Consider the following 3,977-nt stretch of genomic DNA (forward strand, 5'->3'; position numbering starts at 1 on the left):
TTTCGTCATTTACACAAAATTATTGACGCTCCCAATAAAACCCTTGCTACACTTTTATATAACAACATTCTTTAAAGTTGTCTCATTTTTAAATTTATATAATTATGCTCTACCTCTACGGGACCAAATCACAACAGGTATGAGAATTAAGGATAATAGTCCTCCACTTAAAGATAATGTAGCATAACTTGTATTAGCTACTACCATTCCCGAAAGAGCTCCGCCCGAAGCTCCTGCTAATGCAATAAATACATCAAGTGTTCCTTGAGTTTTCGCACGTGTTGAAGGTTCTGTAGAATCAACTATTTGAGCAGTACCACTAATTAAGCCAAAGTTCCATCCCAATCCAAGTAAAGATAGAGCAATTACTAACAGAATCATTGAATCACTTGGTGCGAATGCTGCTATTAAACCAGCGAATAACAATGTAATGCCCGACGCTATGCTCATGGCTGTTCGACCCACTTTATCTACAAGGACGCCTGTAATAAGTGAGGGAAGATACATTGCACCTATGTGAAAACCAATAACAATTCCAACATCGGCTAGACTATGACCATGATGTTTCATATGTACCGGTGTCATAGTCATAATTGCAACCATTACAATTTGAGTAAGAATCATAACCGTGGCACCAACCGTTAGACCTCTTTTATTTATTGCTTTATCAACAAAATCCGATCTATTTACATGCTCATATTCTTGTTTATAAGCTGCTATCCTGTTTGCAATATATAATGGGTCGGGACGCAACATAATAAAAAGTACAAGACCAGCTAAGATAAATGCAATAGCTGATAATATGAATGGACCTGCAAGTGACGGAACACCAATTTGACTAGCAAATTTCCCCATAACTTCTACTAGATTCGGGCCTGCAACAGCCCCGAATGTTGTCATAACCATCGTAGTACTAATAGCAGTTGCTCTTTGTTTCTTGTTTGCTAAATCAGTCCCTGCATAACGAGCTTGTAAATTTGTCGCAGTCCCTGCACCATAAATCAGTAGAGAAGCAAATAATAAAATTACACTATTTATTATTGCAGCAATAACTACTCCAATTGCACCGAGTCCACCTACAATAAAACCTGTCGATAAACCTGTACGGCGTCCATATCGTTGAGAAAGTTTTCCAACGATTAAAGCTGCTCCTGCTGAACCTAAAGTAAATAAAGCTGCCGGCACTCCTGCATAAGCATCAGTCCCAAGCATTTGTTGAGCCAATAGTGCACCTACAATAACTCCTGCTGTAAGCCCTGCCCCACCAAAGATTTGTGATAGACTCACAACGAACAGCACTCGTCTATATAACTTTTTTAGCTTTTCTGGTGAATCTATATAACTCTCGATTGAATCTTGTTCTTGTGCTTTAGCGAACACTTAAAACACCTCCTCACAATTTATTTATCTTGAGGATTAAAAAGTAACCATTTTGTCAGCCCATTCAACAACCTTCACACAATCATCCATTGTAGAAATCGCACAAGAAGATGCTTCATCTAGTAAACTAGATTTTAAACATGTTCCGCAAGCCAAGAGTTCTCCCATTAGATCCTCAAATTTATTCATTTCTTCCTTAACTTTAAACCTTGGATGTTCAATGTTTTCACATTCAACGGCTTCACCCATTAAGAAAACTTTAACTTCATGTTCTTTTTTTAATGCAGTATTAGCAAATCTAAAAGCATTCCATGCTTTCTCAGGTTCCATTGTCTCCAAAATGATCCCTAATTTCATTTTTTATCCCTCCAACTAATGTATTATTTTCTTTAATTGTTGCCATTCTCTAACGCCATTTTCCAATCGAAATGCATTAATCCCTTTTGCCTTCAGAATTTCCACTGCTTCAGCCGACATCAAACAATAAGGTCCTCTGCAATAAGCAACTACATCAAAATTGGCTGGCAAAGACGATAGTTTATCGTCTAATTCTTCGATAGGAATATTAACAGCACCAGGAATATGAGACTTTTCATATTCTTCTTTCGGTCTAACATCCAACAGTAAAACTTCACCTTTATCCATTCGATCTTTAAGTTCTGAAAGAGTTATGCCTTCTAAGCCAAGTTGATTATTTAAAAACTCTTCTTTTATATGTTGTACCTGCATAAGCTGCTTTTCTGATAATGCATGCAACGAGTTTAAAAAATCAGAAATTACTTCATCAGCTAGTTCGTAAATGACGTAGTTTCCGTCCTTTTTAAACTTAACTAACCTCGAATTGAAAAGAGTTTTCAAGTGTTGAGATACATTAGCAACAGACATGGCTGTATTTTTTGCTAAAGCATCAACAGACTTAGGTCCTTGTGATAAAAGGTCAAGAATTTCCAATCGTTTAGGGCTTGATAAACTTTTCCCTATCCTTGCGAACTCTTGATATAATAAATCTTTTAAATTTCGTTCATTAAGCAAGTAAACCCCCCTCAACTATTCAATTAATTTATTGAATAGTTGGATAATAATCGTAAATATTAACTTTGTCAATTACTTCTTCTTTAAGGGGTATCGTCAGGATTTTGGCAATTTACATTGTTAAGATTCTATCTCGATGCGCTGACGCCGGTATTTCGGAAACAGTGCAACTTTTTTATAAACGGTAATAACAAATATCCAATTTTATTAGAGATTTTTATTCAATTCAATGGCCCGATTGTGGAACAAGAAAAAATCCTGCATTGATATTATCTTAGGGTCATAATGCTTTAGTATATGAAAATAAAAGGACCGCACATATTATACATATCAAATATGTGCGGTCCTTTTTAGCTTTGAAAGATATTCCTATCATTTATAAAAAAGTTGGATTGTTTATAATAAAGTTGGATCAAAAATCCAGTATGGCTAGATTTTTTGTTCCGCAATCGGGCCAGATTGTTTAATAACGATTAGTAAGAGAAATGGAGATTGTGAAGAAATGTACTTAAGCTAACGGGGCAGTTAGTGGAATAAAGTAACAGTTTAGTAATAAGATAACTGAACATAAAAAAATTAGTATATCCTCAATTTAAAATGTTATTATGTAAATATAAGATATTTATTGATTATTTCCTTATAAGGAGGTTGAACAAAGATGTTTATTCCAATAATTGCTGTAATTCTATTTGCTTTGGGGTTTGCTAGTTATATTGTTGATGGTGCAACTACAGTACAATTAGCCTCTTTTTTTACAATCGTTTTAAGCTCTTTTCTTCTTTTAATGAAGCAACAAAAAAAGGAATTTTTCAATATCGCAAAATTCCCGTCAACAAAACAATAACTGTAGTATTCGAAATAGAGAAGAGGACAATAAAATATTTTTAACGAGTGCGATTCTTCGAGAAGAAGGCCGCATTTTTTCTTATTCAAAAGTAAGATTGTGAAATATTATACTATAAACTATAGGGGCTTTACTTCAATAACGATATTCAGCAATCGGGCGCTATACTTGAACAAGGATAAGTGCTCATTTTCCATTCTAGGGCCATATAGTTGAGGATGGTTTGAAGAAAAGTTACAATAATATTGAACGTATGTTCTCTTTTCATTGAAATCGGGGGTATATTTTATGCGAAAATTTGTAGCAATTTTAAAAGATAAAAAGAAAGGTGAACTAACAAAGGATTTATTAAATAAACACGTAGAACACCTAAAAAAATTAAACAATGAATCAAAACTTTTTATTTGTGGACCTTTTAAAGATAATGATAAAGCTATGCAAATATTAATTTGTAAAAACGTTAACGAGGCAATAAATTTTGTTGAGAGTGATCCATTTATCAAAGAAGGTTATTATGCTACATATGAAGTAAATGAATTAATTGAAGCAAACGAGGATAATAATTGGTTATTGAACATACCACAAACTCTTAATAATTTAGCGGAATAAGAACAAGTTATTATTCATTCTCGGATAACCAAAATTATATGATTTTAGGGTTAAGACCATATTTTAAGTTATTCCATAATACCAGCTAATATAAGTCAATACTTTTGACTTA

The 3,977-nt window shown here is 33.7% G+C and carries 5 protein-coding genes; 2 read left to right on the forward strand and 3 right to left on the reverse strand.

Annotated elements, in window-relative coordinates; all coding sequences use genetic code 11:
- Window positions 1-102: 102 nt before the first annotated feature.
- Genes D1970_RS21300 through D1970_RS21310 form a run of 3 tightly spaced genes read right to left on the reverse strand, consistent with a single transcriptional unit; the run spans window position 103 to window position 2,412 of the window.
- On the reverse strand, window positions 103-1,380 hold the full coding sequence (locus D1970_RS21300) for an MFS transporter (protein WP_119114858.1): 1,278 nt from the start codon (window positions 1,378-1,380) through the stop codon (window positions 103-105).
- Window positions 1,381-1,416: 36 nt separating this feature from the next.
- Window positions 1,417-1,737, reverse strand: a complete 321-nt coding sequence (locus D1970_RS21305; RefSeq protein ID WP_119114859.1) for a DsrE family protein — start codon at window positions 1,735-1,737, stop codon at window positions 1,417-1,419.
- A 15-nt stretch (window positions 1,738-1,752) separates the two neighbouring features.
- Window positions 1,753-2,412, reverse strand: coding sequence for an ArsR/SmtB family transcription factor (locus D1970_RS21310; protein ID WP_119114860.1), 660 nt, complete (start codon window positions 2,410-2,412; stop codon window positions 1,753-1,755).
- Between the two features lie 658 nt (window positions 2,413-3,070).
- Between D1970_RS21310 and D1970_RS21315 the strand changes: the two genes are divergently transcribed.
- Window positions 3,071-3,256, forward strand: a complete 186-nt coding sequence (locus D1970_RS21315; RefSeq protein ID WP_119114861.1) for a hypothetical protein — start codon at window positions 3,071-3,073, stop codon at window positions 3,254-3,256.
- Between the two features lie 288 nt (window positions 3,257-3,544).
- Window positions 3,545-3,865: a YciI family protein gene (locus tag D1970_RS21320; RefSeq protein ID WP_119114862.1), complete on the forward strand. Its 321-nt coding sequence runs from the start codon at window positions 3,545-3,547 to the stop codon at window positions 3,863-3,865.
- Window positions 3,866-3,977: the final 112 nt, after the last annotated feature.

This window comes from Mesobacillus zeae (assembly GCF_003570705.1).
Taxonomy (GTDB): domain Bacteria; phylum Bacillota; class Bacilli; order Bacillales; family Cytobacillaceae; genus Mesobacillus_C; species Mesobacillus_C zeae.

Excerpts from the sequence above, each read along its gene's own strand:
- D1970_RS21315 (WP_119114861.1), top strand. The coding sequence starts at position 3,071 with ATGTTTATTCCAATAATTGCTGTAATTCTATTTGCTTTGGGGTTTGCT.
- D1970_RS21305 (WP_119114859.1), bottom strand. The coding sequence starts at position 1,737 with ATGAAATTAGGGATCATTTTGGAGACAATGGAACCTGAGAAAGCATGG.
- D1970_RS21320 (WP_119114862.1), top strand. The coding sequence starts at position 3,545 with ATGCGAAAATTTGTAGCAATTTTAAAAGATAAAAAGAAAGGTGAACTA.